The organism is Psychrobacter sp. (assembly GCF_035469765.1).
GTDB lineage: Bacteria > Pseudomonadota > Gammaproteobacteria > Pseudomonadales > Moraxellaceae > Psychrobacter.
In genome coordinates this window covers 1-2831 of record NZ_DATIRM010000407.1, presented here as the reverse complement: position 1 = coordinate 2831, position 2831 = coordinate 1, and the positions used below count along the sequence as shown (strand labels likewise).

The window sequence follows — 2831 nt, the reverse complement described above, 5'->3', positions numbered from 1 at the left end:
ACATTTAAACGGTTTGAGTGCGACTGCGAGAGACAGCGTTTAACAGAATCACCAACGGCTATAAAAGCAGTAACAATGGATATTGATATACTGCTTATTAAAGTGGCTCCAGAAAATAGCCTAAGCAAAAATAAAAATTTTGAATCCTCTGAGTGGATAATTATGGCAGATCGTTATCCATTTAAAGCACATGAGAGAGCAGGGATAAAAGAATTAATTTCAAAAGGTTACATTAAGCGACTAAGATATTGTTAAAAATAGGCAAGAATTATCGAAGGCTGATAGCTCTATTAAAGCCTCTCAAAATAAAAGCTGAGCAAAATACCCAGCCTTAAATGACTACTCAAAATAGTTTTGAATCAACTACTGCGCGGTCAAACCACCATCAACGCTAAACTCTGAACCCGTCGAATAGCTTGAATCATCCGACGCTAAAAATAGCACCATGCCGCTGACTTCTTCTGGCTGTGCCACTCGTTTCATCGGAAGGCTCTTGGCAAAAGCTTCAACCGCATCTTTGGTGTCGCCCTGCATAATCATGGGTGTGGCAATAACGCCTGGATGAATGGAGTTAACGCGAATGCCATATTGCGCACACTCAAGCGCCGCCGCTTGGTTACTCTCTAGAATCTTACGGTAATCGTTTAAAGAAGTATCCAAAATAGATTTGTGGGTGGTGATACCCGCATTATTGACCAGCACATCGATTTGACCAAATTTATCTTGGGTCGCTTTAACGACGTGCGTCCAATCGTCTTCACTAGGGCATGTCCCTAATACATTTGTATATTGTAGATAAATATCTTAGTTGCTTTTCTCATCATTAAGCTCGTCTATGTCAGACCGACCAATGACATCTAAATCCTCTAAACAGAGCTTATCGTATTCCTTTCTACAAAAGTCAGGATCGATTTTGCACATTGCTGTTTGTAATTGATCTAAGCGATTTTCTGATTGCTGAATATGCTCGAGCATTTTAGCAAAAGCTTCGGCAACAGGGTCTTGTGACATAGGGTCGATGCCATAAGCTTGAAATGTGGTTTCGCGTGCTGTGTGATTTGCCTGTTTTTTATCTGAAGAGTTCTCTGCACCAGTAGCTTGCGCCGCTTTTTCTTGTTGTTTGGCATCATTAACTTTGGTCGTAATAGGATTGCCTTTTTCGTCATGATGATCTGATATCATACGAGCCGCACTACCAACCATGGTTGCGCCTGCTGGCACTGCTTTGACCACGACGGCATTTGAGCCAATTTTAGCGCCTTTACCGACAGTGAACGGTCCCAATACTTTGGCACCGGCACCAACGATAACACCATCTTCCAAAGTAGGATGGCGTTTGCCATTATTCCAAGAGACACCGCCAAGCGTCACACCATGATAAAGGGTCACATCATTGCCAATCTCTGCCGTTTCACCAATAACAATCCCCATGCCATGATCAATAAAAAATCGACGACCGATTTTGGCAGCAGGATGAATCTCAATACCTGTGATGATACGCGAGCCATAAGAAATCACTCTAGCCGCAAGTTTGTGCTCATTTTGCCAGAGACAATGCGCGCCGCGATGCAAGATAAGCGCGTGAATACCAGGATAGGTCAAGATAACCTCTAGGCTGTTACGCGCGGCAGGGTCGCGGTTAAATACCGCATCAATGTCTTCTTTTAAGTCTCTTTTGATGCGGGTAAGCGATTTGAATAAGGCGGTTGGCAATGACATAAATCATCCTATCGTATTTTTGATTACAATCTATTTAGTTATAGCAGTTTTGCAGTACAAAATATAGCAATGCGCTATAAATAAAAAATCGCCTTTAGATAAAACACTAATCATGGGCGCTTTATCTAAAGGCGATCACTATTATGCTTTAGCTATCACTGACAACATATTTTAGCAGCTCAACAACTTGCTCTGGCGTTTGCGCCCATGCCATTGCCGCGGAATCGACTTCTTTTAGCGGATGGATAATATCTTCAGCATGTAAGGTGATATAAGGTTTACCCAATGCAGCGCAGTAGCCGGCATCGAATGCGGCGTTCCACTGCTTATATTTATCCCCAAAACGAATGATAGCAATGTCGCATTTCTGGATCATGTTTTTGGTGCGAATGGCATTCACCTTTGATGATTTATGATCCCGCCAGAATCCATTGTCATCTTTACCGAGTACATCACCGGCGGCGTCGCTGGCTTCATGCTCGGTCACTGCAGATGTAAAGGTAATAGCAAGACCCTGGTCTTCGGCGCCTTGCATAATTTTCTGTCGCCAGTCGGTGTGTATTTCTCCAGATAAATAAACATTCCAATTCATCGTCAATTCCTTTTTATTATTAAATCATGTCACTTGTAAAATCATAGAATTTGTAAATGATGCTACTGCTGTTAATGCCAAAAAAACTCAACGCCTAAAAATTTGCTGTTAGAAGCTTTAGTCTTTTGCAAGTTTGGCAATCAAGGCGCTTAACAATTGATACTCTTTTTGATCGAGCTGAATACGTGAGCCAAGTCGAGACAAACGCGAGGGCAGTGATTTTAAGTTTGCATTGTCTGCCAGTCCCCGTTGGACCATTAATGCAGTGGTGCGCTCAGTCAGCTGTTGCAATTGTCGCTGAGTTATCGCGGGCTCGTCCCATTGCTGACGCAGATAGGTATTAAGCATCCCTTGTTCTGTCGTCTCTAGGTCGTCAGTTGCCTTTACTGTATTATTCTTGGCTTTGCTGTCAGTTTGTATATGCGTTTGCGTATAAGCATAAATAAAGCTCGCGATCACTTGCACAGCTGAGGCGACATTGAGCACTGGATAGGCAGGATTGGCATCAATTTGGATATGA

General features: G+C 42.7%; 3 protein-coding genes and 2 pseudogenes. 1 reads left to right on the top strand and 4 read right to left on the bottom strand.

Annotated features, from left to right (window positions below):
• A pseudogene (locus tag VLN09_RS11320) lies at nucleotides 1-255 on the top strand (hypothetical protein); the annotation flags it as partial.
• Nucleotides 256-363: 108 nt separating this feature from the next.
• Here the strand turns inward: VLN09_RS11320 and VLN09_RS11315 are convergent.
• The 4 genes and pseudogenes from VLN09_RS11315 to VLN09_RS11300 form a co-directional block, all read right to left on the bottom strand.
• The gene (locus VLN09_RS11315; RefSeq protein ID WP_325246578.1) at nucleotides 364-801 is read right to left on the bottom strand and encodes an SDR family NAD(P)-dependent oxidoreductase; all 438 of its coding nucleotides are present in this window, start codon (nucleotides 799-801) and stop codon (nucleotides 364-366) included.
• A gap of 3 nt (nucleotides 802-804) precedes the next feature.
• Nucleotides 805-1680, bottom strand: a complete 876-nt coding sequence (gene cysE / locus VLN09_RS11310; protein ID WP_414709131.1) for a serine O-acetyltransferase — start codon at nucleotides 1678-1680, stop codon at nucleotides 805-807.
• Nucleotides 1681-1867: 187 nt separating this feature from the next.
• Nucleotides 1868-2311 carry a YtoQ family protein gene (locus tag VLN09_RS11305; RefSeq protein WP_325246576.1) on the bottom strand — a complete coding sequence of 148 codons (444 nt, stop codon included), beginning with the start codon at nucleotides 2309-2311 and terminating at the stop codon, nucleotides 1868-1870.
• 117 nt (nucleotides 2312-2428) lie between these two features.
• Nucleotides 2429-2831: pseudogene (locus VLN09_RS11300) on the bottom strand (RNA methyltransferase); the annotation flags it as partial.

What these genes read in the sequence shown, in the direction of transcription:
- VLN09_RS11305 (WP_325246576.1), bottom strand. Translation starts at nt 2,311, where the DNA reads ATGAATTGGAATGTTTATTTATCTGGAGAAATACACACCGACTGGCGA.